The organism is Paraburkholderia aromaticivorans (assembly GCF_012689525.1).
Taxonomy (GTDB): Bacteria; Pseudomonadota; Gammaproteobacteria; order Burkholderiales; family Burkholderiaceae; genus Paraburkholderia; species Paraburkholderia aromaticivorans_A.
The window spans coordinates 3,904,822-3,930,332 of record NZ_CP051516.1 but is presented as its reverse complement, the minus strand read 5'-3'; the positions used below and the strand labels follow the sequence as shown (position 1 = coordinate 3,930,332).

The 25,511-nt window shown below is 61.8% G+C and carries 20 protein-coding genes and 1 other RNA gene; 16 read left to right on the top strand and 5 right to left on the bottom strand.

The genetic code is table 11. The features are described from left to right. Positions 1 to 246 precede the first annotated feature (246 nt). On the top strand, positions 247 to 4,626 hold the full coding sequence (locus tag HF916_RS45905) for a YadA-like family protein (protein ID WP_240975729.1): 4,380 nt from the start codon (positions 247 to 249) through the stop codon (positions 4,624 to 4,626). Between the two features lie 126 nt (positions 4,627 to 4,752). Beyond that, entirely contained in the window at positions 4,753 to 5,508 is a 756-nt protein-coding gene (locus tag HF916_RS45900; RefSeq protein WP_168795202.1) for an OmpA family protein, read from the top strand. A 74-nt stretch (positions 5,509 to 5,582) separates the two neighbouring features. On the opposite strand, the gene HF916_RS45895 is transcribed toward HF916_RS45900, so the two are convergent. Continuing rightward, positions 5,583 to 6,428 (bottom strand): MurR/RpiR family transcriptional regulator, encoded by an 846-nt coding sequence (locus HF916_RS45895; protein WP_168795201.1) that lies wholly within the window; start codon positions 6,426 to 6,428, stop codon positions 5,583 to 5,585. A gap of 300 nt (positions 6,429 to 6,728) precedes the next feature. On the opposite strand from HF916_RS45895, the gene edd reads away from it, so the two are divergent. From edd to HF916_RS45870, 5 genes are all read left to right on the top strand, one after another. Next, the gene (gene edd, locus HF916_RS45890) at positions 6,729 to 8,633 is read left to right on the top strand and encodes a phosphogluconate dehydratase (RefSeq protein WP_168795200.1); all 1,905 of its coding nucleotides are present in this window, start codon (positions 6,729 to 6,731) and stop codon (positions 8,631 to 8,633) included. Between the two features lie 25 nt (positions 8,634 to 8,658). After that, a complete protein-coding gene (gene eda, locus HF916_RS45885) occupies positions 8,659 to 9,300 on the top strand; it encodes a bifunctional 4-hydroxy-2-oxoglutarate aldolase/2-dehydro-3-deoxy-phosphogluconate aldolase (protein ID WP_168795199.1) in 642 nt (213 codons plus the stop codon). 255 nt (positions 9,301 to 9,555) lie between these two features. Beyond that, positions 9,556 to 10,941 carry a GntP family permease gene (locus HF916_RS45880; RefSeq protein WP_168795198.1) on the top strand — a complete coding sequence of 462 codons (1,386 nt, stop codon included), beginning with the start codon at positions 9,556 to 9,558 and terminating at the stop codon, positions 10,939 to 10,941. 10 nt (positions 10,942 to 10,951) lie between these two features. Continuing rightward, on the top strand, positions 10,952 to 11,449 hold the full coding sequence (locus tag HF916_RS45875; RefSeq protein WP_168795197.1) for a gluconokinase: 498 nt from the start codon (positions 10,952 to 10,954) through the stop codon (positions 11,447 to 11,449). An 87-nt stretch (positions 11,450 to 11,536) separates the two neighbouring features. After that, a protein-coding gene (locus tag HF916_RS45870; RefSeq protein WP_168789116.1) for an IS3 family transposase occupies positions 11,537 to 12,900 on the top strand; the annotation gives its coding sequence in 2 pieces (ribosomal slippage) (positions 11,537 to 11,999 and positions 11,999 to 12,900; 1,365 coding nt in all). A gap of 88 nt (positions 12,901 to 12,988) precedes the next feature. Here HF916_RS45870 and purB read toward each other — a convergent pair. Continuing rightward, a complete protein-coding gene (gene purB / locus HF916_RS45865) occupies positions 12,989 to 14,377 on the bottom strand; it encodes an adenylosuccinate lyase (protein WP_168795196.1) in 1,389 nt (462 codons plus the stop codon). A gap of 160 nt (positions 14,378 to 14,537) precedes the next feature. Beyond that, positions 14,538 to 15,290, bottom strand: a complete 753-nt coding sequence (locus HF916_RS45860; RefSeq protein WP_168795195.1) for a glycosyltransferase family 2 protein — start codon at positions 15,288 to 15,290, stop codon at positions 14,538 to 14,540. 232 nt (positions 15,291 to 15,522) lie between these two features. Here HF916_RS45860 and HF916_RS45855 point away from each other — a divergent pair, with 232 nt between their 5' ends. From HF916_RS45855 to HF916_RS45830, 6 genes are all read left to right on the top strand, one after another. After that, a complete protein-coding gene (locus HF916_RS45855) occupies positions 15,523 to 16,479 on the top strand; it encodes a LysR family transcriptional regulator (protein ID WP_168795194.1) in 957 nt (318 codons plus the stop codon). Positions 16,480 to 16,617: 138 nt separating this feature from the next. Then, positions 16,618 to 17,931, top strand: a complete 1,314-nt coding sequence (locus tag HF916_RS45850) for a Glu/Leu/Phe/Val family dehydrogenase (protein WP_168795193.1) — start codon at positions 16,618 to 16,620, stop codon at positions 17,929 to 17,931. Positions 17,932 to 18,204: 273 nt separating this feature from the next. Further along, positions 18,205 to 19,098 (top strand): glutamate/aspartate ABC transporter substrate-binding protein, encoded by an 894-nt coding sequence (locus tag HF916_RS45845; RefSeq protein ID WP_168795192.1) that lies wholly within the window; start codon positions 18,205 to 18,207, stop codon positions 19,096 to 19,098. Between the two features lie 82 nt (positions 19,099 to 19,180). Beyond that, positions 19,181 to 19,921 carry an amino acid ABC transporter permease gene (locus tag HF916_RS45840; protein WP_168795191.1) on the top strand — a complete coding sequence of 247 codons (741 nt, stop codon included), beginning with the start codon at positions 19,181 to 19,183 and terminating at the stop codon, positions 19,919 to 19,921. Next, positions 19,921 to 20,598 (top strand): glutamate/aspartate ABC transporter permease GltK, encoded by a 678-nt coding sequence (gltK, locus tag HF916_RS45835; RefSeq protein WP_168795190.1) that lies wholly within the window; start codon positions 19,921 to 19,923, stop codon positions 20,596 to 20,598. Before HF916_RS45840 ends, gltK begins: the two co-directional genes overlap by 1 nt. Then, positions 20,595 to 21,320, top strand: coding sequence for an amino acid ABC transporter ATP-binding protein (locus HF916_RS45830; RefSeq protein ID WP_168795189.1), 726 nt, complete (start codon positions 20,595 to 20,597; stop codon positions 21,318 to 21,320). Before gltK ends, HF916_RS45830 begins: the two co-directional genes overlap by 4 nt. A gap of 132 nt (positions 21,321 to 21,452) precedes the next feature. Here the strand turns inward: HF916_RS45830 and HF916_RS45825 are convergent, their stop codons facing one another. Then, the gene (locus HF916_RS45825) at positions 21,453 to 22,388 is read right to left on the bottom strand and encodes a class II glutamine amidotransferase (RefSeq protein WP_168795188.1); all 936 of its coding nucleotides are present in this window, start codon (positions 22,386 to 22,388) and stop codon (positions 21,453 to 21,455) included. Positions 22,389 to 22,554: 166 nt separating this feature from the next. Here HF916_RS45825 and pyrC point away from each other — a divergent pair, with 166 nt between their 5' ends. The 3 genes from pyrC to rnpB all read left to right on the top strand — a co-directional run bounded on the left by pyrC (position 22,555) and on the right by rnpB (position 24,974). Then, a complete protein-coding gene (gene pyrC / locus HF916_RS45820; protein ID WP_168795187.1) occupies positions 22,555 to 23,625 on the top strand; it encodes a dihydroorotase in 1,071 nt (356 codons plus the stop codon). A gap of 11 nt (positions 23,626 to 23,636) precedes the next feature. Further along, positions 23,637 to 24,464, top strand: coding sequence for a DUF3025 domain-containing protein (locus tag HF916_RS45815; protein WP_168795186.1), 828 nt, complete (start codon positions 23,637 to 23,639; stop codon positions 24,462 to 24,464). A 96-nt stretch (positions 24,465 to 24,560) separates the two neighbouring features. Beyond that, positions 24,561 to 24,974, top strand: an RNA gene (gene rnpB / locus HF916_RS45810) — RNase P RNA component class A. Between the two features lie 107 nt (positions 24,975 to 25,081). Here the strand turns inward: rnpB and HF916_RS45805 are convergent. After that, positions 25,082 to 25,504 (bottom strand): OsmC family protein, encoded by a 423-nt coding sequence (locus HF916_RS45805; protein WP_168795185.1) that lies wholly within the window; start codon positions 25,502 to 25,504, stop codon positions 25,082 to 25,084. Positions 25,505 to 25,511 lie beyond the last annotated feature (7 nt).

The following is a 25,511-nucleotide window of genomic DNA, read 5'->3' as shown; positions in this document are numbered from 1 at the left end:
ACGGCCATTTTGGCTGCGGGCGCGCTGCTTGGCGTGGGTGCTATTTCGAATGCGGGGGCGGCTGCCGTCAGCGGGGCTGCCGGCGTAGAGGTTTGTCAGAACGGCACTAACGCCGGCATTAACGCATCAGGCTGCGCGCTACCGTCAGACGGCGGATTTACGGACGGTGTTGGCCTGTTCACGAAATACGGTGCAGGTTTCACCCGCAGCGAACCCGCGTTCCTGACCGTCACCCAAGGTGGGCACATGACGCTGCACGCCGCCAACGGTATCTACGCCTGGGACACCTTGTACATGAACGGTGACGGCAACGTGACGGGCGGTACCGGCGCGGCGAAACAGATCAAGGGGATGGCCGCTGGTGGTCTCTCTGCTACGAGCCTCGACGCCGTAAACGGGTCCCAATTGTTCTCCGTCGGTACTACCGCAGCCACTGCGCTAGGTACGACGTTTAACGCAACTACGGGCAATATCAATGCGCCGAGTTATGCGCTGACGAACGCGAACGCGATCGATGGCACGAGCGGCGCGGCAACCGACGTGGGTTCGGCGTTCAGCACGGTGGATGCGGCGCTGGGCCGGCTTAACAGTAACATCACCAACATCAACGGCACGGTGAACAACATCACCAACGGTGGTGGCATCAAGTACTTCCATGCGAACTCGACTGGAGCCGACTCGTCGGCGACGGGGAGTAATGCGGTTGCGATTGGCATGGCAGCAACTTCCAGCGGAAGCGGTACGATCGCCATGGGATCCAATTCCCAAGCCAGCAACAACTACACAGTGGCCATCGGTAACCTTGCGTACGCCGCTAACCCCGGCGGATCTGACCTGGACGGATCTTCGACGGCAATCGGCTCATCGGCGTCGGCATCGGGTATGTATTCGACGGCTGTTGGTGCGTTATCGCAAGCGAGCGCTGGCGCGACCACTGCTTTGGGTGTGAACGCGACAGCTAGCGGTGACCGCTCCATTGCATTGGGCGCAAGCGCAATGGGTGCGGGAAGCTACTCAGCGGCACTTGGCACGCTCAGCACCGCTTCCGGTTCAAACTCTTCGGCGATCGGCACACAATCGAAGGCGATTGGCAACAACTCCGTGGCGGTCGGTAACAACGCGCAAGCGCAAAACACTGCGACCATCGCCATGGGTCAGGCGGCTACTAGCTCAGGCAGCGGATCGACCGCGATTGGCCAAGCAACAACCGCCAGCGGAAACAATTCGGTCACCCTCGGCACTTCCGCCGTCAGTAAGGGAACAAGCGCGATTGCGCTGGGCTCGAATGCGTCGGCTGCAGCTGACTATAGCTTTGCATCAGGCAACTCGGCATCGGCTGTAGCCCTTGGCGACATCGCGCTGGGCGCGTCGTCGACAGCCAGCGGCGCGGGGGGCACGTCCTTCGCCACCGCACTGGGTACCAATGCCCAGGCTATCGGAGCCAATACGGTCGCCGTCGGTGGCGGCGCCAAGGCCACGGCAGCAAACTCGGTGGCGCTGGGCGCGAATTCGACAACGACGGCGGACCTGTCGGCGGCGGGTTACAACCCGGGCACGGGTACGCTGTCGGGTGTTGCTTCGGCAGCCAATGGTGAAGTGTCGATGGGTTCGGCAGGCAAGGAGCGTCGCGTGACGAACGTGGCGGCCGGTTCGGCGGCGACGGACGCGGTGAACGTAAGCCAGTTGCAGTCGGAAGATGCGAAGGTGAACACGGTCAACAACAACGTGAACAACCTGAGCACCAGCGTCACGAACATCAACAGCACCGTCAACAACATCACCAACGGCAGTGCGGGCATCAAGTATTTCCACGTGAACTCGACTGGAGCCGATTCGTCTGCGACGGGCGCCAACGCGACGGCGATTGGCACGGCGGCTACTTCCAGCGGAAGCAGTTCGGTGGCCATCGGCAGTAGCACTGTCAGCAAGGGACAAAGCGCAATTGCGTTGGGCTCGAATGCGTCGGCTGCAGCTGACTATAGCTTTGCATCAGGCAACTCGGCATCGGCTGTGGCCCTTGGCGACATCGCGCTGGGCGCGTCGTCGACGGCCAGCGGCGCGGGGGGCACGTCCTTCGCCACCGCACTGGGTACCAATGCCCAGGCTATCGGAGCCAATACGGTCGCCGTCGGTGGCGGCGCCAAGGCCACGGCAGCAAACTCGGTGGCGCTGGGCGCGAATTCGACAACGACGGCGGACCTGTCGGCGGCGGGTTACAACCCGGGCACGGGTACGCTGTCGGGTGTTGCTTCGGCAGCCAATGGTGAAGTGTCGATGGGTTCGGCAGGCAAGGAGCGTCGCGTGACGAACGTGGCGGCCGGTTCGGCGGCGACGGACGCGGTGAACGTAAGCCAGTTGCAGTCGGAAGATGCGAAGGTGAACACGGTCAACAACAACGTGAACAACCTGAGCACCAGCGTCACGAACATCAACAGCACCGTCAACAACATCACCAACGGCAGTGCGGGCATCAAGTATTTCCACGTGAACTCGACTGGAGCCGATTCGTCTGCGACGGGCGCCAACGCGACGGCGATTGGCACGGCGGCTACTTCCAGCGGAAGCAGTTCGGTGGCCATCGGCAGTAGCACTGTCAGCAAGGGACAAAGCGCAATTGCGTTGGGCTCGAATGCGTCGGCTGCCGCTGACTATACCTTTGCGGCAGGCAACTCGGCATCGGCTGTGGCCCTTGGCGACATCGCGCTGGGCGCGTCGTCGACGGCCAGCGGCGCGGGGGGCACGTCCTTCGCCACCGCACTGGGTACCAACGCCCAGGCTATCGGAGCCAATACGGTCGCAGTCGGTGGCGGCGCCAAGGCCACGGCAGCAAACTCGGTAGCGCTGGGCGCGAATTCGACGACGACGGCGAACCTGTCGGCAGCGGGTTACAACCCGGGCACGGGTACGCTCTCGGGCAGTGCTTCGGCAGCCAACGGCGAAGTGTCGGTGGGCTCGGCAGGCAAGGAACGTCGCGTGACGAACGTGGCGGCCGGCTCGGCGGCAACGGATGCGGTGAACGTGAGCCAGTTGCAGTCGGAAGATGCGAAGGTGAACACGGTCAACAACAACATGTCGAACCTGAGCAACAACGTCAGCAACATCGCGGGCAATGTCACCAACATCAGCAACACGGTGAACAACATCACCAACGGTGGCGGCATCAAGTACTTCCACACGAACTCGACGCTGGCGGATTCGTCGGCCACCGGTACGGATGCAGTGGCGATCGGTGGTGCGGCGTTGGCGACGACGGCGAACTCGGTGGCGCTGGGCTCGAACTCGGTGGCGAACTCGGCGACGCTGACGACGGCAGGCTTCACGCCGGTTGGCGGCACGGCGATCTCGGCTGCCACGGCAGCTGGTGGCGAAGTGTCGGTTGGCAAGGCGGGTGCTGAGCGTCGCATCACGAACGTTGCAGCAGGCCTGAATGCAACGGATGCGGTGAACGTGAGCCAGTTGCAGTCGGAAGATGCGAAGGTCAATAACGTCAGCAATAACGTGTCGAACCTGAGCGGCAACGTGACGAACATCGCGGGTAATGTCACCAACATCAGCAACACGGTGAATAACATCACCAACGGTGGCGGGATCAAGTATTTCCACACGAACTCGACGCTGGCGGACTCGTCGGCGACGGGTGCGGATGCAGTGGCGATCGGTGGCAACGCAAAGGCGACGGCAGCGAACTCTGTCGCGCTGGGTTCGAACTCAGTGGCGGATCGTGCCAACACGCTGTCGGTGGGCTCGGCGGGTAACGAACGCCAGATCACCAACGTGGCGGCTGGTACGGCGGATACAGATGCGGTGAACGTCGCGCAGTTGAAGGCGTCGGGCGTGATCAATCCGGATGGCACGACCAACGCTGCCGTGACGTATGACCACAACGCGGACGGTACGACCAACTACAACAGCGTCACGATGGGCAACGGCGCTACAGGCGGTACGACGATCCACAACGTGGCAGCAGGCACGGCCGGTGACGACGCAGTCAACGTCAGCCAGATGAACGCGGTGATCTCCACCGTCACGAACATTGCCACCGCGGCGAGCAACCCGATGTTCGCAGCAGACGGCAACCGTGACACGGAGGCAGCAGTCGCCAGCGGCACGCATTCCACGGCGATGGGTGCGAACGCGAAGGCGACCGGGGCCAACTCGGTGGCACTGGGTGCGAGTTCGGTGGCGGACCGTGACAACACGGTGTCGGTGGGTTCGGCGGGCAACGAACGCCAGATCACCAACGTGGCAGCCGGTACGGCAACGACCGACGCAGTCAACGTCGGCCAGTTGAACGACGCAATCGGCTCGTCGGTCGGCAATCTGCCGGCCGGCATGACGGCGAAGGACTACACCGATAAGCAGATCAACTCGGTGCAGAACAGCGTCGACCAGGTCGCGAAGAGCGCCTACGCAGGTATCGCGGCAGCTACCGCGCTGACGATGATTCCGGACGTCGATCAAGGCAAGACGATCGCGGTCGGTATCGGCGGCGGCACGTACAAGGGTTCGCAGGCCGTGGCGCTCGGCGTCTCCGCACGTATCACCGAGAACCTGAAGATGAAGGCCGGCGCGGGTACGAGCTCGCAAGGCACGACGGTGGGTGTGGGTGCTTCGTACCAGTGGTAAGCGCCGTGACGGACGAGGCGCAAGCCTCGTCCTGTCAGCCAGGTCTGCTCTGACTTAACTGCAAGCGCGCTCTTGTCCGTGAAACACGCGGCAAGGGCGCCGCTTCAATTGACTGAATCCGTGAAAATGAACGTAACTCTTTTTAAATCCTTGCGCGCGCCGTTGCTCGGCGCGTTTGTGACATTCCTTGCTGCATGTACCACGCAGTCGGGTCCGACCTATACGCTTCTCGCGATTAGCGTGCCGAATCAGCAGGCGCCGATCTACCAGGTCAGTTGCTCGGGACTCTTCGAAAGCTCGCGGAGTTGTGTGCGGGTCGCTGAGGAAACCTGTAAGGCTCAGCCCGTGACATGGATGGAAGCAGTCGATCGCGTAGGCGACGGCGCGCCGAAGAAAGATCCGCGCGAATTGACCTTTATGTGTGGCAAGCCGGTTGTGCAACAGCCGATCCCGCAGCCGGTTGCGCAACAGCCGGCTTCGCAGGCATCTCCGCAACAACCGGCGCCGCAGTCGCAAGCAAAGCAGGTGGTGCCGCAGGTTCGCCTACTGCTGCAAGGCAACGCCAACTTCGCCACTGACAGCGCGGCGCTTAGCTCAGTTGCGAAGGAAAACCTCGACCACTTCATGATCGTGAACCAGGGCGTCAACCTGCATCGCGTGACGGTGATGGGTTATACCGACAAGACGGGTTCGGAGGCGCATAACCTGAAATTGTCGCAAGCGCGTGCTGCGGCTGTCGTGCAATATCTGCGCGACGGCGGTCTCCACGCCGATCAGTTCGTCGCGCGTGGTTTGGGAAGTGCCGATCCGGTGGCGTCGAATGCGACGGCCGAAGGCCGCATGCAGAATCGCCGCGTCGACGTCCGCGTGTTCGCCGAGTAAGCAGCAGCACGCATCGTTTGACTGTTTGACCCCGAAGGCCTGCCATCGCGCAGGCCTTTTTTATCCCCGCCGCTTCAACCCTCGCCATCAATCCTCAACCGGCCGATCACCCCTTTCGCCTGCCCCACACGCTCCACCAGTTCAGGCCCACGCTTGAGCGCGACGCCGACCGCGAGAATGTCGCCGATCGCCAGATGCGACATGCGCGAGGTCATCGGCGAAAACACGTCGTTTTCCTCGACCACGTTCGAGAACAGACAGATCGACGCGACGCGCGCAAGCGGTGAACTGCCATGCGTGATCGCGATCACCTTCGCGCCGCGAGCGAGCGCTGAGCGCGCCGCTTCGATGATGTCGCGGGTTCGGCCGGTATTCGATACCGTGACCACGACATCGCCGGGTCCGAGCAGCGCCGCCGACATCGAGTAAGTGTGCGGATCGGAGTACGCGACGCTTGGCATGCCTAGCCGGAAAAACTTGTGCTGGATATCCTGCGCGGCGATGCCCGATCCGCCCGCTCCGTAGAACTCGATGCGCGCCGCGTTCGCCAGCAGTTCGACGGCCGCCTCGACGCTATCCGGCGACAGGCTGTTGCGCACCTCGATCAGCGTGCCGATTGTCCGGTCGAATACTTTGGCGATCAGTCCGGGCGCGCCTTCATCCGGCCGCACATCCCGATAGACGGTCGGCACGCCCGACGCAATCCCCTGCGCCAGCCGGATCTTGAACTCACGGAAACCCGAAAACCCGAGCGCATGACAGAACCGCGCGATGGTCGGCTGGCTCACGCCCGCGCGGGCGGCCACTTCCGTCATCGACAGATCGAGCACTTCGCGCGGCGCCTCGATCACGTAGTCGGCGAGTTTGCGCTCGGACGGCCGCAACTGATCGCGCATCTCTTCCACCTGGGACAGCATCATTGGAAAACTCGCACTATGCTGAAGAATGCGTGGACTATATACCGATTGCCGGAAAGGTACAAAAACTACATTTGAGCCCGTAGGTGTAATCCCTAAGTTTTGGTTGGAACCCGTGAAATCTAGGCCGGATGGGCGTTTCAGGCAATTTGATTATGCGGCAGCGCAGCAGCAATGAACATTGCGATCATGTAGTTTTTCTACTAAGATGGCGTCGTCAACTGATTCGACATCCCCGCGATACCTACCTGGCAAAGTGCGCGCATGCTCGCACGTCTTCGCGCCAGCGACGAAGGAGCTCCGATGGTTTCCCCGCATTCGCAATTGTTGAAGGTCACGCAACGCGTGGTCGAGCGCAGCAAGCCGACTCGTGAGGCGTATCTCGCCCGCATCCACCACGCGCAGGGCAAGTTTCCGGCGCGCGGCGCGCTCTCCTGCGCCAATCTGGCCCACGGTTTCGCCGGCCTCGAAGGCAACGACAAGCTCGTCATCAAGCAGATCCGCGAGCCGAACATCGGCATCGTGTCCTCGTACAACGAGATGCTGTCGGCCCACGCGCCGTACAAAAACTACCCGGACATCATCAAGCAGGCCGCGCGTGAAAACGGCGGCGTCGCGCAATTCGCGGGCGGCGTGCCGGCCATGTGCGACGGCGTCACGCAAGGCAATGCCGGCATGGAACTGTCGCTGTTCTCGCGCGAAGTCATCGCGATGAGCACGGCGGTTGCGCTCACGCACAACATGTTCGACGCGGCGTTGTGCCTCGGCATCTGCGACAAGATCGTGCCGGGCCTGTTGATCGGCGCGCTGCAGTTCGGCCATATCCCGACCATCTTCGTGCCGGCCGGCCCGATGGGCAGCGGCCTGTCCAACGACGACAAAGCCAAGACGCGTCAACTCTTCGCGACCGGCGGGTGCGACCGCGGCGCGCTGCTCGAAGCGGAAGCCGCCGCGTATCACAGCCACGGCACCTGCACGTTCTACGGCACCGCGAACAGCAATCAGATGCTGATGGAAGTGATGGGCCTGCATCTGCCGAGTTCGGCTTTCGTGCACCCGCACACGCCGTTGCGCGACGCGCTGACCGCGCAAGCCGCGCGCCGCGTGCTCGATCTGACGGTGGAGCGCGGCAACTACATGCCGATCGGCCACATAGTCGACGAAAAAGCGATCATCAACGGCATCGTCGCATTGCTGGCGACGGGCGGCTCGACCAATCACACGTTGCACCTGGTCGCGATTGCACGCGCGGCCGGCATCGTGATCGATTGGGACGACTTCGACACGCTGTCGCAAGCGGTGCCGCTGCTCGCAAAGATTTATCCGAACGGCAAGGCCGACGTGAACCACTTCCACGCGGCCGGCGGCGTCGCGTTCCTGGTCCGCAATCTGCTGGAAGGCGGCTTGCTGCACGAAGACGTGAACACCGTCGCGGGCAAGGGCCTGAAGCACTACACGGAAGAACCGAAGCTGATCGACGGCAAGCTGCAATGGGTGCCGGGCGCGCAAGCCAGCGAAGACACGGCCGTGCTGCGCGGCATCAAGGAACCGTTCCAGCCGGACGGCGGTTTGCGTCTGATGCAGGGCAAGCTTGGCCGCGGCGTCATCAAGATTTCCGCAGTCGCGGCGCAGCATCGCAAGGTCAAGGCGCCAGCGATTGTGTTCGATTCGCAGGAAGCCGTGCAGGAAGCGTTCGATAAGCACGAACTGAAGCGCGACTTTATCGCCGTCGTGCGCTTCCAGGGTGCGCGCGCAAACGGCATGCCTGAACTGCATCGTTTGACGCCGCTGCTCGGTGTGTTGCAGGATCAAGGTTTCCATGTTGCACTGGTCACGGACGGCCGCATGTCCGGCGCGTCGGGCAAGGTGCCGGCGGTGATTCACCTGTCGCCGGAAGCGTTGCTGCAAGGGCCGATCGGCAAGGTGCGCACCGGCGACATGCTGGTGATCGACGCCGAAGCCGGCGTGCTCGACATCGAGATCGACGCAGCCGAATGGGCCGCGCGTGCGTGTGCCGTGCCGCAGCATCAAGCGGAAAACGAGGTCGGCTTCGGCCGCGAACTGTTCGGTGTATTCCGTGCGGCGGCGTCGCCGGCGGAGCAGGGTGCGTCGGTATTCGGCGCGATGGTGGGCGAGCGTTCGGCGCATCACGGCGAAGCAGCCAAAGCTCACACCGCAAAACACACAAGCACCACTCACGCCAGCTAAGTGCTGCAGAACAAGGAGTCTGACTATGACGTCGAAAACAGTAAGCGAGATCGTGCGCCTCGGCCCGGTGATTCCGGTGCTCGCGTTCGACTCGGCCGAACAGGGTGAAAACGTGTCGCGCGCGCTGCACGCGGGCGGCGTGAAGGTGCTGGAAATCACCTTGCGCACCGCGGCGGGCCTCGAAGCGATCGAACGCGCGAGCCAATTGGCCGAGGACATCGTGGTCGGCGTCGGCACGATTACGAAGCCCGAGCATTGCGCTCAGGCCAAGAAGGCAGGCGCACAGTTCGGCGTCTCGCCGGGTCTGACGAGAGACATGCACAAGGCCGCGCAGGATGCGGGTCTGCCGCTGCTGCCGGGCGTGATGACGCCGTCGGACATCATCGCGGCGCTCGAACTCGGCTACGAGATCGTGAAGTTTTTCCCGGCGCAGCAAGCCGGCGGCGTGCCGATGCTGCAAGCTTTTTACGGGCCGTTCCCGACTCTGAAGTTCTGCCCGACCGGCGGCATCACCGCGGAGACGGCCACGCATTTCCTGTCGCTGCCGAACGTGGTGTGCGTGGGCGGCTCGTGGCTCACGCCGAAAGCCGCGCTCGCCGCGCAAAACTGGGACGAGGTCACGCGCCTGGCGCGTGCCGCGAGCCAGCTGGCGGCACCGGCTCACTAAGTTGAAGCCGCGCGCTCGTTAACCCTTTATCAAGGTCCGACACAAAGGAGCCTCGTCGATACAGCTGCTCAGGCTGTCTTGGCGAGGCTCTTTTGCGATATGCGCGCGGAATTGGCGCACGTTTGCAGATAACAAACAGTAAAATTCAGCGTCCGCGCGGTCAGCCCGGTTTCAAGGCGCCGCACAGGTCGCCGTGAGACAAGGGTGCCGGCTGTTCTGCACTCACACAATCAATAACGCAAAAGGAGGAGCTTCATGGAAGCTGTCCACGGCAGTACGCTGCTGGTCTTCGCGGCAATCGCCATCGCATTGCTGATCCTGCTGATCACGCGCTACAAGGTCTATCCGTTCCTCGTCCTGATCATCGTGTCGCTGCTGCTGGGTCTTGCATCCGGCATGCCGATGGCGACCATCGTCAAATCGTTCGAAACGGGTAACGGCAATACGCTCGGGCACATTGCCATCGTGGTCGGCCTCGGTACGATGCTCGGCAAGATGATGGCCGAATCGGGCGGCGCCGAGCGCATCGCCACCACGTTGATCAACTTCTTTGGCGAAAAGAACATCCACTGGGCGATGATGATCGTGGCGATCATCGTCGGCTTGCCGGTGTTCTTCGAAGTCGGCTTCGTGCTGCTGATTCCGATCGCGTTCAACGTCGCGAAGCGCACCAACAAGTCACTGCTGCTGGTCGGCTTGCCGATGGTCGCGGGTCTGTCCGTCGTGCACGGGCTGCTCCCGCCGCATCCGGCCGCGATGCTCGCGGTGCAGGCGTATCACGCGGATATCGGCCGGACCATCGCCTATGGGCTGATCGTCGGTGTGCCGACGGCGATCGTCGCCGGTCCGCTGTTCGCGTTGCTGATCAGTCGCTACATCAAGCTGCCGAAAGACAACGCGCTCGCCGCGCAATTTCTCGGTCACGATGACGAAGCCAAAAACGGCGCGCAAAACGCAGCGCCGAAGCGCGAACTGCCGAGCTTCGGCATCACGCTGCTCACGATCCTGCTGCCGGTGTTTTTGATGCTGATCGGAAGCTGGGCCGATCTCTTCACCACGCCGAAAACCTTGCCGAACGATCTGCTGCACTTCGCCGGCAATTCGGACGTCGCGCTGCTGATCGCGGTGCTGGTCAGCTTCTGGACTTTCGGCGCGAGCCGCGGTTTCACTCGCGAGCAAATCCAGAAATTCTGCGGCGACTGTCTCGCGCCGATCGCGGGCATCACGCTGATCGTCGGCGCGGGCGGCGGTTTCGGGCGCGTGCTGATGGATAGCGGCATTTCGAAGGAAATCGTCAATGTGGCAACGGCCATGCATCTGTCGCCGCTGTTGTTCGGCTGGCTGGTGGCCGCATTGATTCGTCTGGCCACGGGTTCGGCGACCGTCGCGATGACCACGGCGTGCGGCATCGTCGCACCGATCGCTTCGGCTAGCGGCGTGCATGTCGAGCCGGAGCTGCTGGTGCTCGCCACCGGCTCGGGCTCGCTGATCTTCTCGCACGTGAACGACGGCGGTTTCTGGCTGATCAAGGAATACTTTGGTATGACGGTGGGGCAGACCTTCAAGACATGGTCGCTCCTCGAAACCATCATTTCGCTGATGGGCTTGGGTTTGACCTTCGCACTCGCGGCGGTCGTGTAAGGAGTTTTTGATGATTCTGATCGCAATGGGCGTGTCGGGCGCCGGCAAGACGAGAATTGGCGAAATGCTGGCGGAACGCCTGCATTGCGCGTTCACCGACGGCGACGCGTTTCACAGCGCGGCCAACAAAGAGAAAATGCACCACGGCATTCCGCTCACCGACGAAGACCGTTGGCCGTGGCTGCAAACCATCCGCGTCGCGATCGTCGAGAAGCAGAAGGCGGGCGAGACGGCGGTGTTCACGTGTTCGTCGCTGAAACGCTCGTACCGCGACGTTTTGCGCGACGGCGACAAGGACGTGTGCTTCGTGTATCTGCATGGCTCGCGCGAAGTGCTGGAGCAGCGGTTGACCACGCGGACCGGGCATTTCTTCGATCCGTCGCTGCTGCAAAGCCAGCTCGATACGCTCGAAGAACCGAGCGCGGATGAGGCGATCACGGTGAGCATCGAACTGTCGCCGGAAGAGATCGTCGACGACGTGCTGAAGCAGGTCGAAGCGCGCAAGTGAGTTTGCTTCGCTGCTGCCAATAAAAAACCGCTCCACTGAACTGCACCCCAAAAGTTGGACACCAATCCAACCTTTGGGGTGTTTTTCATGGCGAAGTACAGTGAGCAGTTAAAGCTGAAGCTGGTTAAGCAATACCTGGCTGGCGTCGCCGGTGCAGGTGTAATTGCACAGCGGTACGGTGTGGGTCCCTCTGTTTTGCGGCACTGGGTGGCGACTTACGAGCAGCATGGCCGTGATGGATTACGCAAGAAATTCAGTCACTACGACGCGCAGTTCAGGATGTCGGTCCTCACTCATATGTGGCGCAAGGATCTGTCGTGTCGGCAAGTGGCTGTGGTGTTCGACATTCGCAACCCCAGTTGTGTAGGGAAATGGGAACGCCGGTATCATGAGGGCGGTATGGATGCTCTGGCGCCCCGCCCACGAGGGCGCCCCAAAACAATGACCCACCCGACACCCGAACAGCCGACCGGAGAGAGTGCGCCGGATGAGCGCACACGTGAGCAGTTGCTCAAGGAAAACGAGTACCTGCGCGCGGAGGTGGCGTACCTAAAAAAGCTCGATGCCCTGCTTCAGGCGAAGAAGCAGGGCGCGCAAAAGAAAAAGCGCAAATAGTGCAGGAACTGCGGCAGCACCATGCGACGCTGGCCTTGCTCAAGGCTGCGGGTCTGGCGCGCAGCACGTTCTACTATCAGTTGAAGGTGATGGACGGCGTCGACCGGCACAAGGACCTCAAAGCCAGGATCAAGACGGTGTATGAGCGCCACAAGGGCCGTTATGGCTACCGGCGCATCACCCTTGAGATCCGGAAGGCGGGTCAGCTGGTCAACCACAAGACAGTGCAATGTCTGATGGGAAAACTGAACCTGAAATCGCTGGTGCGCGCGAAGAAATACCGCTCATGGCGCGGCGAAGTCGGGCGTATCGCACCGAATCTGCTGAACCGCGAGTTCAGCGCGTCGCAGCCCAATCAGAAATGGGTGACGGACGTGACGGAGTTCAACGTGCTCGGACAGAAACTGTATCTCTCGCCGATCATGGATCTGTATAACAACGAAATCGTGGCTTACCAGATGAACACGCGTCCGGTCTTTGAAATGGTGAACGGCATGCTCAGGAAAGCACTGGCGAAACTGGGAGACGAGGACAGGCCATTGCTGCATTCGGATCAGGGCTGGCAGTACCAGATGCGCGCTTATCGAAGGCTGCTGGATCAACACGGCCTGACGCAGAGTATGTCGCGCAGGGCAAACTGCTACGACAATGCGGCAATGGAAAGCTTCTTCGGCACGCTCAAATCCGAGTTCTTTCTTCTGAACAGGTTCGAGAGTATTGAGGCGTTAAAGGCGGGTATCAGACAGTACATCCGTTACTACAACCACAAACGCATCACGTTGAAACTGAACGGCCTGAGTCCTGTGATGTACAGGACCCAGGCCTGCCGGCCCTAGCCGAAAACTGTCCAACTTTGCGGGGTCAGTTCACACGGAGCGGTTTTTTTACGCCTCTAGCAACGAGGCGATGCACGACTCTAGCCGGTTAAGCGATTCGCTTCGCCAGTTCGATTGCCTTGCCGATGTACGAGGCCGGCGTCATGGCGAGCAAGCGGTCTTTCGCGTCCTGCGGAATCGCCAGGCCATTGACGAACGTTTGCAGCGCTTCACGCGTGATGCCCTTGCCGCGCGTCAGTTCCTTCAACTGCTCGTACGGATTCTCGATGCCGAAACGGCGCATCACCGTTTGCACCGGTTCGGCCAACACTTCCCAGCAGTTGTCGAGGTCTTCGTTCAGACGCTGTGCATTCACTTCGAGCTTGTCCAGACCGCGGATCAGCGAGTCGTACGCGAGCAGCGAGTAACCGAAAGCGACGCCGATGTTGCGCAGCACCGTCGAATCGGTCAGGTCGCGCTGCCAGCGCGAGACCGGCAGCTTGTCGGCGAGATGGCGCAGCGTGGCGTTCGCGAGGCCGAGGTTGCCTTCCGAGTTCTCGAAGTCGATCGGGTTGACTTTGTGCGGCATGGTCGACGAACCGATTTCGCCGGCCTTGGTGCGCTGCTTGAAGTAGCCGACCGAGATATAGCCCCACACGTCGCGGTCCAGATCCAGCAGGATCGTGTTGGCGCGCGACACCGCGTCGAACAGTTCGGCCATGTAGTCGTGCGGCTCAATCTGGATCGTGTACGGATTGAACGTGAGCTTCAGGCGCTGTTCGACCACTTCGCGCGAGAACGCTTCCCAGTCGAACTCCGGATAGGCCGAAAGATGCGCGTTGAAGTTGCCGACCGCGCCGTTCATCTTGCCCAGTAGTTCGACCTTGGCGATGCGGTCGATCGCGCGTTCCAGGCGGGCCGCGACGTTGGCGAGCTCCTTGCCGAGCGTGGTCGGGCTGGCCGGCTGGCCGTGCGTGCGCGACAGCATCGGCTGTTCGGCGTGCGCGTGGGCCAGAGCGACGAGGCGCTGATGCACCGAGCGCAGCGCCGGCAGCATCACGTGCTCACGGGCGCCCGCCAGCATCAGGCCGTGCGACGTGTTGTTGATGTCTTCCGACGTGCAGGCGAAGTGGATGAACTCGCTCGCGCGTTCCAGTTCTGCCTGACCCTTCACCGATTCCTTCAGCCAGTACTCGACCGCTTTCACGTCGTGATTCGTCACACGTTCGATTTCCTTGATGCGCGCGGCGTCGTGCGCGGTGAAGCGCTTGGCCAGTTGCAGCAGGAATTGTTCGGACGCTTCGGAAAAGCGCGGTACTTCGGCGAAACCGGCGCGCGAGAGCGCGATCAGCCAATGGATTTCGACCGTCACGCGATTGCGCATGAAAGCGGCTTCCGAGAGCCACTCGCGCAGGGCTTCGGTTTTCGACGCGTAGCGGCCGTCGAGCGGGGAGAGCGCGTTCAGCGCGAACAGGGTGTCGGGGCGGGTGTCGGACATGATGGGGGCGTGACGCAAGGATGAAAACGCGGAGGAAACTGCGGGAATCGCGAATTTTACCACCGGACGCTGATGGGCCCGATTTCGCCGCGACGCGCGCGGCACCCGTGCGGCGCCGGCATGGCGGCTGTGTTGTGGCTGTGTGACGACTGCGCGGCGGCTAGCCTGGATAGCCCTCGTAGCCGGGAAACAGGGTGGGCAGCGTGAACGGCGGCAGTGAATAGCGGGAGAAGCAGCGTGAGGTGGACGCGGGATGGACCAGATGAAGGCAACTGGCCTGTGGATCGTCGACCGCGATCACGTTGCGGCCTGCTTCGACCACGCGCCGGATGAAGCTCTCGTCGTCGCACAGATTGATATCGTCGAAAGCCGAGACCGCCGCAAGCGCTTTGTCGTACACGTACGAGAAACCATAGAAGAGGATGAAATCCGCGCCGATCTGCATCTTCTCGTGGAATTCGATGTGGCTGACCGAGCGGCCGCTCAGTTCGTAGTGCAGTCCCACCTTTGCGTTCAGGTCCATGTAGCCGAAAAATTGGGTGTGCGGCGCATACATGAAGAAGCCCGACAGCTTGATCAGATCCGCGCGGTTCTCCTGCATCATCCTGATCATGTGTGCGAGGTAGTGCGGTGTGTAGTGGTCGTCATCGTCGAAATGGGCGATTACGGAACCGCGCGATTCGGCAATCATAAAGTTGCGCTTGGCGCCGATCGACATGCCCGTTGCGGAATGAAAGTAGCGGATGCGTGCTTCCTGCGACGCCAGCGCTTGTAGATACGCGCTTGGCTCGGGGCTGTCGTCGAGGATCAGCCATTCCCAGTCTATCTGCTGGCGAAGTACGCAGCGGGCGATGGCCGGCAGCAGACGCTCGCGATTGGCCGTCGGCGTAATGATGGAGACGAGTGGGGGCATGGCGGAGTCTCGCGCGGAAAGGCGCGTTGTCGAACAGGTTGGTGGAGGACGCGGCGCGCGGGCGACGGCGTGAGCGGAGCAAGATAGCGGCTCGCCACCGGCCGGCGCCATCGGCGCAATCCGATTTCGCATTACTGGGCTATCACGCGTTCGCGCGCCCGCCCGCGACGGCCCGCTTCACGACACCCACTAGAATGCTGACTTCCTCTCTCCCCTCGGCAGCAGACCCCGCATGGAACTGAAATGGCTCGAAGACTTCGTTTCGCTCGCGGAAACGCGTAGTTTCAGCCGCTCGGCTGAATTGCGCCACGTCACGCAGCCGGCGTTCTCCCGGCGGATTCAGGCGCTCGAAGCGTGGCTCGGCACGGAGTTGATCGACCGCTCGGTCTATCCGACGCGGCTCACGGCGGCCGGCCAGGTGTTTAACGAGCAGGCGCTCGCGATGCTCTCGCAGTTCCACGAAGCGCGCGCGCTGCTGCGCGGCCATACGGCGACGCCGCAGGCGACTATCGAGTTCGCCGTGCCGCATACATTGTCGCTGACCTACTTCCCACGCTGGCTGCAGCGGATCGAAGCCCATCTGGGTCCGATCCACACGCGTCTGCGCGCCCTGAACGTGCATGACGCGGCGTTGTCGCTGGTGGAAGGCGGCTGCGATCTGATGATGGGCTATCACCATCCCAGCCATCCGGTCGCGCTCGATCCGGGCCGCTACGACATGCTGACGCTCGGCCACGAGCCGATCAGTCCGTTCTCGGTGCCGGGCCGCGCCGGCCGTCCGCGTCACACGTTGCCGGGCACGGGCGAGGCGCCCACGCCGTACTTGTCCTACACGCCGAACGCCTATCTGGGACGCATGACCGAAGTGATCCTGGCCAACGCGCCGGAGCGTTTGTACCTCGACCGCCTTTACGAAACCGACATGGCCGAAGGACTCAAGGCGATGGCGCTGGCCGGACACGGCATCGCCTTCCTGCCGCACAGCGCGGTGGAAGACGCGGTCGCCGACGGCAAGCTGATCCGCCTCGACCGCGCCACGCGCGGCACGCCGGAAGGGCAGCTCACGCTGACCATGGAGATTCGTCTCTATCGCGACAAGCTCGTGGCGAAGAGCGACGATGCGCGACAGATACTCGCGCGTCAATTGTGGGATGTGGTGTCGGAGGAACTGGCGCAAGGCACGGCCTGAAATCCTGCCTCGCTACGACGCGAATTTGCGGCTTCTCGATGGTTATGCAAAAAAAACATAATCGGATAATGAAACGGCATTGGATTTCAAAACGGCGTTTTTCCACAATGCTGTCATTCGTTCAACGCCGGAGCGTTCATGTCATCCCAGCAACAAGCAGCCCAATCCGCATCAACGTTGCAGTCGGTTCCTTCCTACCTGAATAAAGACGATCTCGGCCCGTGGGGCAACTACCTGCGTCAGGTCGATCGCGTCGCGCCGTATCTCGGCTCCCTGTCCCGCTGGCTCGAAACCTTGAAGCGCCCGAAGCGCATTCTGATCGTCGACGTGCCTATCGAACTCGATAACGGCACGGTCGCTCACTTCGAAGGCTATCGCGTGCAGCACAACGTGTCGCGCGGTCCGGGCAAGGGCGGTGTGCGTTACCACCAGGACGTGACGTTGTCGGAAGTGATGGCCTTGTCGGCGTGGATGTCGGTGAAGAACGCTGCGGTCAACGTGCCGTACGGCGGCGCGAAGGGCGGCATCCGTGTCGATCCGCGCACCTTGTCGCGTGGTGAGCTGGAGCGTGTGACGCGCCGCTACACCAGCGAAATCGGCATCATCATCGGACCGAATACCGACATTCCCGCGCCGGACGTGAACACGAACGAGCAGATCATGGCGTGGATGATGGACACGTACTCGATGAACCAGGGCCAAACGGCCACCGGCGTCGTGACGGGCAAGCCGATCACGCTGGGCGGTTCGCTCGGCCGCCGCGAGGCGACGGGCCGTGGCGTGTTCGTGACGGCTTCGGAAGCCGCACGCCGTATCGGCGTCGACATCGAAGGCGCACGTATTGCGGTTCAAGGTTTCGGCAACGTGGGCGGTATCGCGGCGCGTCTGTTCCAGGAAGCGGGTTCGAAGCTGGTCGCGGTGCAGGATCACACCGGCTCGCTGTACAAGTCGACCGGTATCGACGCCGTCGCACTGCTCGAACACGTGGCCAAGACGGGCGGCGTGGGTGGTTTCCCTGAAGCCGACGCGGTCACGAACGAAGAATTCTGGAACGTCGAATCGGACATCCTGATTCCGGCGGCGCTGGAAAACCAGATCACCGAAAAGAACGCCGGCAAGATCAAGACGAAGATCGTCGTGGAAGGCGCGAACGGCCCGACCACCACGGCGGCGGACGACATCCTGCACGATCGCGGCATCCTCGTGATTCCGGACGTGGTGGCCAATGCCGGCGGCGTGACCGTGTCGTACTTCGAATGGGTGCAGGACTTCTCGAGCTTCTTCTGGACGGAAGACGAGATCAACCAGCGCCTCGAGCGTGTGATGCGTGAAGCATTTGCCGCGGTGTGGCAAGTGTCGAGCGAGCAGAAGGTGTCCGTGCGGACGGCGGCGTTTATCGTCGCGTGTAAGCGGATCCTGGAAGCACGCGAACTGCGCGGCCTGTATCCCTGATCTTCCGCTTCTTTCCGCTTCAAACGGCGGTTCCGCTATCGCGCGGATCCGCCGCCAACCCTTGCTTCAACGCGGTCCACAAGACGGCGTGTTCGACCCGGCGGACGGCATCGTATCGATGCCGTCCGCCTTTGCATATGCGGAAAGGTTGACCGACCGGGCCGAAGCGCCGCAAACCTATAGCGGCGCACACGCAACAACATGGTTTATAGCGATACTTTCAGAATAATTACTTTGCTAAACTGGCGCCGGTTCTTGCCAAGGAGATCACACATGAAGGTTAAAAAAGCTGCGCTGCTGCTCGCGACTCTCGGACTGTTTACGGTTGGCGCGCATGCGCAAGACGCCGGTACGCTGAAAAAGATCAAGGACACGGGTGTCATTTCGCTGGGCCATCGCGAATCGTCGATCCCGTTTTCGTATTACGACGACAAGCAGAACGTCATCGGTTACTCGCAGGAATTCGCGCTGAAAGTGGTGGAGGCCGTGAAGCAGAAGCTGAACATGCCGAACCTGAAGGTGAAGCTTACGCCGGTCACGTCGCAAAACCGTATTCCGCTGGTGCAGAACGGCACCGTCGACATGGAATGCGGCTCGACCACGAACAATGCTGAACGTCAGCAACAGGCTGCCTTCTCGAACACGATCTTCGTGATCGGCACGCGCCTGATGACCAAGAAAGACTCCGGCATCAAGGACTGGGCGGACCTGAAGGGCAAGACGATCGTCACGACCGCCGGCACCACCTCCGAGCGCCTGCTTCGCAAGATGAACCAGGACAAGAGCATGGGCATGAACATCATCAGCGCGAAGGACCACGGCGAGTCGTTCCTGACGCTCTCCACGGGCCGCGCCGCTGCCTTCATGATGGACGACGCACTGCTCGCGGGCGAACGCGCGAAGTCGAACAATCCGGGCGATTTCGTGATCGTCGGCACGCCGCAATCGCATGAAGCGTATGGCTGCATGATTCGCAAGAACGATCCGGAATTCAAGAAGGTGGTCGACGACGCGATCGCCAAGGTCGAAACCTCGGGCGAAGCCGATCAGATCTACAAGAAGTGGTTCGAATCGCCGATTCCGCCGAAGGGCCTGAACCTGAACTTCCCGGAAAGCGACGACATCAAGGCGCTCTACAAGAGCCCGAATGACAAGGCAATCGATTAAACCTTAGCTGTTTTTTTGAAACGCTGAACGAAACGGAAGGGGCCACGCGCTTCTTCCGTTTCTTTTTGCTGGAGTCTTGGTCATGTCATATCACTGGAACTGGGGCATTCTGCTGAGTCCCGTCTCCACCGGCGAGCCGACCACTTATCTGGGCTGGCTGCTGTCGGGCTTCTGGGTGACGATAACGGTATCGCTGTCGGCATGGGTGATCGCGCTGATCGTCGGTTCATTGTTCGGCGTGCTGCGCACGGTGCCGAATAAATGGGCGTCGGCCATCGGTACGCTCTATGTCGCCATTTTCCGTAACATCCCGCTGATCGTGCAGTTTTTCATCTGGTATCTGGTGATACCGGAGTTGCTGCCTGCTTCAATAGGCAACTGGTTCAAGCAACTGCCGCCGGGCGCGCAGTTTTTCTCGTCGTCGATCATCTGCCTCGGGCTCTTTACGGCCGCGCGCGTGTGCGAGCAGGTGCGCTCGGGGATCAACGCGTTGCCGAAGGGCCAGCGCGCCGCAGGTCTCGCCATGGGCTTCACGCAATGGCAGACGTATCGCTATGTGCTGCTGCCGGTTGCGTACCGGATCATCGTGCCGCCGCTCACGTCCGAGTTTCTGAATATCTTCAAGAACTCGGCGGTGGCGTCGACGATCGGCCTGCTCGATCTGTCCGCCCAGGCGCGCCAACTGGTCGACTACACGTCGCAGACATATGAGTCGTTCATCGCGGTCACGATAGCGTACATGCTGATCAATCTGGTCGTGATGCAACTGATGCGCTGGGTCGAAGCCAAGACCCGGTTGCCCGGCTATATCGGAGGCAAGTAATGCACCATTTCGACTGGAGCGGTATTCCGGGCGCATTGCCTACGCTGTGGACCGGCGCCATCGTCACGCTCAAGATCACGCTGATCGCGATCGTGTTCGGCATCGTCTGGGGCACCATTCTCGCCATGATGCGGCTGTCGTCGTTCAAACCCTTCGAGTGGTTCGCGAAGGGCTACGTGACGATCTTCCGTTCCATCCCGCTGGTGATGGTGTTGCTGTGGTTCTTCCTGATCGTGCCGCAAGTGCTGCAAAACGTGCTCGGTTTGTCGCCGGATATCGACATTCGCCTCGCGTCGGCCATGGTCGCTTTCTCGCTGTTCGAGGCGGCGTACTATTCGGAAATCATCCGCGCCGGCATTCAGTCGGTGCCGCGCGGGCAGGTCAACGCGGCGTTCGCGCTCGGCATGAGCTACTCGCAGGCCATGCGTCTGATCGTGCTGCCGCAGGCGTTCCGCGCGATGGTGCCGCTGCTGCTTACGCAAGGTATCGTGCTGTTTCAGGATACGTCGCTCGTCTACGTGATCAGCCTCGCCGACTTCTTCCGCACCGCTACGAATATTGGCGACCGTGACGGTACGAATGTCGAGATGGTACTGTTCGCGGGCGCATGTTATTTCGTGATCTGTGTGGTCGCGTCGAGCCTCGTCAAAGGTCTTCAGAAAAAGGTCGCAAGATGATCTCTATCAAGAATGTTTCGAAGTGGTACGGCCAGTTTCAAGTGCTGACCGACTGCACGACGGAAGTCAAAAAGGGTGAAGTGGTGGTGGTGTGCGGGCCGTCGGGCTCGGGCAAGTCCACGCTGATCAAAACCGTCAACGGCCTCGAGCCGTTCCAGAAGGGCGAGATCGTCATCAACGGGCAGTCGCTCACCGACAAGAAAACCAATCTGTCGAAGCTGCGTGCGAAGGTCGGCATGGTGTTCCAGCACTTCGAGCTGTTTCCGCATCTGTCGATCGTCCAGAACCTCACGCTCGCGCAGGTGAAGGTGCTCGGCCGCTCGAACGATGAAGCCACTGCGAAAGGGCTGAAGCTGCTCGATCGCGTCGGCCTGCGCGCGCATGCGGACAAGTTTCCGGGCCAGTTGTCGGGCGGTCAGCAACAGCGCGTGGCGATAGCGCGCGCGTTGTCGATGGACCCGATCGCCATGCTGTTCGACGAGCCGACCTCGGCGCTTGATCCGGAAATGATCAACGAAGTACTCGACGTGATGGTCGAACTCGCGCAGGAAGGCATGACCATGATGTGCGTGACGCACGAAATGGGCTTCGCGAAGAAGGTCGCGCATCGCGTGATCTTCATGGACCAGGGCTTGATCGTGGAAGACGACCGCAAGGAAGACTTCTTCGCCAATCCGAAGTCGGATCGCGCGAAGGACTTTCTGGCGAAGATCCTGCATTGAGTTTGTCGTGGCGTCGCGCCGTTCACGCGGCGCGGCGCGGGCAGAAAAAAAGCCGTTTCGGAAGAAGCGGCTTTTTCGTTTGTAGCGATTCGATTCGAGCCGATGCCCGCGCGTTACAAGCGCTTAAAAGGCTCAGGATTCGAACGCGGCGGCATCGTCTGCGGCTTCGAGGTCGAGCTCGGCTTCTCCCGCGCTCATTGCTTCAGTCGAAGCCGCGATCGTGGTTGCCGAAGCCGACGCGTCCAGAGCCGGATTGCGCAGCTTTTCCAGCACCGAATCCGGCACCGGCACGTTGACGCGTCCGATCACTTCGCCGTGCTGGAACATCATCAGATCGCCGGGTTCGAAGGCGGTCCAGACTTCGTTGTCGGTCAGCGGCTTGGTGGCGATCACCGCGACGCGGTCTTCGGGCGTCGTGTATTTGGCGAAATCGATCGACACGTCCGCATCGACGAGATGCGCGGTGGAAAACGGCCAGCGCCGCACGATGTAGTGCAGATGCGTGGAGCAATGCGCGAATAGCGCCTGGCCATTCGACATCAGGAAATTGAACACGCCGAATTGCGTGATTTCGCGCGTGAGGGTTTCGAGCGCGGCAAACAGTTCATCGAGCGGCGGCTGCTGTGCGCCGGGAAAAGCCTTGCGCAAGCCTTCGAGCAGCGCGCAGAAAGCGAGCTCGCTGTCGGTTGTGCCGACCGGCTGATACACGCCCGTCAGCACCGGCGAATAATCCTTGAGGTCGCCGTTGTGCGCGAAGATCCAGTGGCGTCCCCACAGTTCGCGCATGAACGGATGGCAGTTTTCCAGCAGGATGTGCCCTTGCGTCGCCTTCCGAATATGCGCGATCGTATTTTTCGATTTGATCGGGTAGCGCTTGACCATTTCGGCGATCGGCGAGGTGGCCGACGATTGATGATCGATGAACAGGCGGCAGGCTTTGTCTTCGAAGAAGGCGATGCCCCAGCCGTCGGCGTGGTGATCAGTGACGCCGCCGCGCGCCGCAAAGCCGGTGAACGAGAACGTGACATCCGTTGGCGCGGCGCAGTTCATTCCGAGAAGTTGGCACATGTTGCTGGTAAGCCTGTGAACGGGGCGAGCCGTTACAATGATGATTTTCCAAGCATATCACCGAGCCAGAAACGCCAAATAGCAAAATTGACGTGTGTTTATGCCGCAACGTTGCGGTTTGACCGCATAGATTGGCTTTTGTCGTCGAATCTCGTCCCCCGCCGCCATGACCGCTTCCAACGCATCCCTCGATTCCCGCGACTCCGTTACGCTCGCCCGCCCGGACGACTGGCACCTGCACGTCCGCGACGGTGCAATGCTGGCCGCTGTGTTGCCGGACACCGCGCGCCAGTTCGCCCGCGCGATCATCATGCCGAACCTGAAGCCGCCGGTCACGACCACCGCGATGGCACAGGGGTATCGCGAGCGGATCGTCGCCGCGATCCCTGAAGGTGCGAAATTCGAACCGCTGATGACGCTGTACCTGACCGACAACACGCCGCCCGACGAAATCCGCCGCGCGTGCGAAAGCGGCTTCGTGCATGGCGTGAAGCTGTATCCGGCGGGCGCGACGACCAACTCGGACGCGGGCGTCACCGACATCATGAAGTGCGCCAAAACGCTCGAGGTGATGCAGGAAGTCGGCATGCCGCTGCTCGTGCACGGTGAAGTGACGGATTCGTCGATCGATCTGTTCGACCGCGAGAAGGTGTTCATCGACCGGGTCATGACGCCGCTGCGCCGCGCGTTTCCGGCGCTGAAAGTGGTGTTCGAGCACATCACCACGAAAGACGCGGTCGACTATATCCGCGAAGCCGGCGTCGCGCCGGAGCTGCTGGGCGCGACGATTACCGCGCATCACCTGCTGTACAACCGCAACGCGATCTTCCAGGGCGGCATTCGCCCGCATTACTACTGTCTACCGGTGTTGAAGCGCGAGACACATCGTGTGGCGCTGGTCGAGGCGGCGACCTCGGGCAATCCGCGCTTCTTCCTCGGCACGGACAGCGCGCCGCATCCGAAGGGGCTGAAAGAGCATGCGTGCGGCTGCGCGGGTTGCTACACGGCGCTGCATGCTTTGGAGCTTTACGCGGAAGCTTTCGACAACGCCGGCGCGCTCGACAAGCTCGAAGGCTTCGCGAGCTTTTTCGGCGCGGACTTCTACGGTCTGCCGCGTAGTGAAGAGAAGGTCACGCTGCGTCGTGAGGAATGGACGCTGCCGGCCGAATTGCCGGTCGGCGATACGCCGGTCGTGCCGTTGCGCGGCGGCGAGTCGATCGGCTGGCGGCTGGTTTAAGGCTCAGCCAGATGCAGGCGCATGAAGCGGAGCCGACGGGCTTCGCTGCCATAGACTGGACCAAGCCGTGGTTCGCGTCTTTCGCCGAACGCGGCAAGCGCTGGCAGCAAGCCGCGCTGACGAGCTACGCGGCGTTGCTCGCCGAAATGAACGCGGATGCCGCTGAGATGCGGCAGATCACCGGGCGCGGTCAGCGCCTCGCGTTTATCGCGCAAGACGATCTGCCTGCCGGCGCGGCGTACGAAGCGCACATCGCGTCGACCGGCTGCGTGCCGACGCGCCACAATCTGCACGACTTCTTCAATGCGTCGATATGGTTCGCCTTTCCACGCATCAAGGCGGCGCTGAACGCGCGGCAGTCGGCGGCCATCGGCGTGTTGGGCGTCGGACCGACGCGAGGCGGCGTGCGCGATACGCTAACCCTGTTCGACGAGAACGCGCTGCTGTTCGCTTGCGCGGAGCCTGCTTTGAGCGCGGCATTGCGTGGATTCGACTGGCATACGTTGCTGGTGGCCCGGCGCGACGCATGGGGGACGAGTTGCGAAGTGCGCTGCTTCGGCCATGCGTTGCTGGAGAAGCTGATTGCGCCGTTCAAGGCTTGCACGGGGCATGCGTGGATCGTCGATGTGCCGGCGGCGTATTTCGAGTGGGACGCTGTAAAGCGGGAAGCGTGGCTGGACGAGTCCGTCGCCGCCGCGCTGCTGAATACCGATGCGCTGACAAGCCGCATGTTTGCGCCGTTACCGGTGCTGGGCATTCCAGGCTGGTGGCCGGATAGCGAATCGCCCTCGTTTTACGACGATACCTTCGTGTTTCGCTCGGGGCGGCGTGCGCGTTGATCGCGCTCAAGTTCGTCACAGGATCCCCTGGCCGTTCGGCTATTTCAGCCGTTGAACCGGCTTGCCGCTGCCGCAGGTGTTAAAATCCGCTCCAGCAAAGCAGGCTAGGCAGTCGCGGCCTTTGCGGCTTCGGCCAAAGAGGGCGAGGAAAGTCCGGACTCCACAGGGCAGGGTGATGGCTAACGGCCATCCGTGGCAACACGCGGAACAGGGCAACAGAAAGCAAACCGCCGATGGCCCGGCGCAAGCCGGGATCAGGTAAGGGTGAAACGGTGCGGTAAGAGCGCACCGCGGCTGCTGCAAGGCAGACCGGCACGGTAACCTCCACCCGGAGCAATTCCAAGTAGGCAGGCTAGCATCTTCGAGATGCAGGACGGGGCCCCTGTCACGTCTGCGGGTAGGAAGCTTGAGCGCGTCAGCAATGGCGCGCCTAGAGGAATGGCTGCCACGCGCGTCGCGTCTTCGGATGTTGCGCGTGCACAGAATCCGGCTTATCGGCTTGCTTTGCCACCCAACAAAAAATGCCGGCGTCCAGATGGACGCCGGCATTTTTCTTTTGGTGCGCGCGTTCGGCGGCGAGCGCTCAGGCCCGCGCCGCAGCCGCCGCCAGGTCGCGTTCAGCCCGCGACGATGTCGAACGAGTGCGTCAACTCGGCGGTCTTGGCGATCATGATCGAGGCCGAGCAGTATTTGTCGTGCGACAGGTTGATCGCGCGTTCCACGGTGGTCGGGTTCAGATTCTTGCCCGTCACGGTGAAGTGAAAGTGGATTTTGGTGAACACTTTCGGATCTTCGCTGGCGCGTTCGGCCTTCAGCGTCACCGAGCAATCGGTGATTTCCTGACGGCTTTTCTTCAGGATCATCACGACGTCGTAGGCGGTGCAGCCGCCCGTGCCGAGCAAAACCATTTCCATCGGACGCGGCGCGAGGTTGCGGCCGCCGCCTTCAGGCGCGCCGTCCATTGCCACCAGATGGCCGCTGCCCGTCTCGGCTGCGAACGCCATCCCGTCTTGCCCCATCCAGCTCACTTTGCATTCCATGCTGTGC

Excerpts from the sequence above, each read along its gene's own strand:
- eda (WP_168795199.1), top strand. The coding sequence starts at position 8,659 with ATGACGTCGAAAACAGTAAGCGAGATCGTGCGCCTCGGCCCGGTGATT.
- HF916_RS45845 (WP_168795192.1), top strand. The coding sequence starts at position 18,205 with ATGAAGGTTAAAAAAGCTGCGCTGCTGCTCGCGACTCTCGGACTGTTT.
- HF916_RS45815 (WP_168795186.1), top strand. The coding sequence starts at position 23,637 with ATGCAGGCGCATGAAGCGGAGCCGACGGGCTTCGCTGCCATAGACTGG.
- HF916_RS45875 (WP_168795197.1), top strand. The coding sequence starts at position 10,952 with ATGATTCTGATCGCAATGGGCGTGTCGGGCGCCGGCAAGACGAGAATT.
- gltK (WP_168795190.1), top strand. The coding sequence starts at position 19,921 with ATGCACCATTTCGACTGGAGCGGTATTCCGGGCGCATTGCCTACGCTG.
- HF916_RS45895 (WP_168795201.1), bottom strand. The coding sequence starts at position 6,428 with ATGATGCTGTCCCAGGTGGAAGAGATGCGCGATCAGTTGCGGCCGTCC.
- HF916_RS45850 (WP_168795193.1), top strand. The coding sequence starts at position 16,618 with ATGTCATCCCAGCAACAAGCAGCCCAATCCGCATCAACGTTGCAGTCG.
- HF916_RS45805 (WP_168795185.1), bottom strand. The coding sequence starts at position 25,504 with ATGGAATGCAAAGTGAGCTGGATGGGGCAAGACGGGATGGCGTTCGCA.
- edd (WP_168795200.1), top strand. The coding sequence starts at position 6,729 with ATGGTTTCCCCGCATTCGCAATTGTTGAAGGTCACGCAACGCGTGGTC.
- HF916_RS45855 (WP_168795194.1), top strand. The coding sequence starts at position 15,523 with ATGGAACTGAAATGGCTCGAAGACTTCGTTTCGCTCGCGGAAACGCGT.
- HF916_RS45840 (WP_168795191.1), top strand. The coding sequence starts at position 19,181 with ATGTCATATCACTGGAACTGGGGCATTCTGCTGAGTCCCGTCTCCACC.
- pyrC (WP_168795187.1), top strand. The coding sequence starts at position 22,555 with ATGACCGCTTCCAACGCATCCCTCGATTCCCGCGACTCCGTTACGCTC.
- HF916_RS45880 (WP_168795198.1), top strand. The coding sequence starts at position 9,556 with ATGGAAGCTGTCCACGGCAGTACGCTGCTGGTCTTCGCGGCAATCGCC.
- HF916_RS45860 (WP_168795195.1), bottom strand. The coding sequence starts at position 15,290 with ATGCCCCCACTCGTCTCCATCATTACGCCGACGGCCAATCGCGAGCGT.
- HF916_RS45905 (WP_240975729.1), top strand. The coding sequence starts at position 247 with ATGACGCTGCACGCCGCCAACGGTATCTACGCCTGGGACACCTTGTAC.
- HF916_RS45830 (WP_168795189.1), top strand. The coding sequence starts at position 20,595 with ATGATCTCTATCAAGAATGTTTCGAAGTGGTACGGCCAGTTTCAAGTG.
- HF916_RS45825 (WP_168795188.1), bottom strand. The coding sequence starts at position 22,388 with ATGTGCCAACTTCTCGGAATGAACTGCGCCGCGCCAACGGATGTCACG.
- purB (WP_168795196.1), bottom strand. The coding sequence starts at position 14,377 with ATGTCCGACACCCGCCCCGACACCCTGTTCGCGCTGAACGCGCTCTCC.
- HF916_RS45900 (WP_168795202.1), top strand. The coding sequence starts at position 4,753 with ATGAACGTAACTCTTTTTAAATCCTTGCGCGCGCCGTTGCTCGGCGCG.